This is a genomic window from Bacillus sp. NTK034 (assembly GCF_017303275.1).
Taxonomy (GTDB): Bacteria; Bacillota; Bacilli; order Bacillales; family Cytobacillaceae; genus Cytobacillus.
Genome location: NZ_JAFKOJ010000066.1, coordinates 1 through 219 on the forward strand (window position 1 = coordinate 1; position 219 = coordinate 219).

The following is a 219-nucleotide window of genomic DNA, read 5'->3' on the forward strand; positions in this document are numbered from 1 at the left end:
CCAGCTGAGCTAATCCTCCAAAATGGTGACCCCTACGGGATTCGAACCCGTGTTACCGCCGTGAAAGGGCGGTGTCTTAACCGCTTGACCAAGGGGCCATATATAATTACCCAATTAGGGTGCCCGGCAGCGTCCTACTCTCACAGGGGGACAGCCCCCAACTACCATCGGCGCTGAGAAGCTTAACTTCCGTGTTCGGTATGGGAACGGGTGTGACCT

At 56.2% G+C, this 219-nt stretch carries 1 tRNA gene and 1 rRNA gene; both read right to left on the reverse strand.

Annotation, left to right across the window (positions count from 1 at the left end):
* Positions 1-23 precede the first annotated feature (23 nt).
* Positions 24-98, reverse strand: a tRNA-Glu gene (locus JI665_RS28420).
* A 23-nt stretch (positions 99-121) separates the two neighbouring features.
* Positions 122-219, reverse strand: a 5S ribosomal RNA gene (gene rrf, locus JI665_RS28425); the annotation flags it as partial.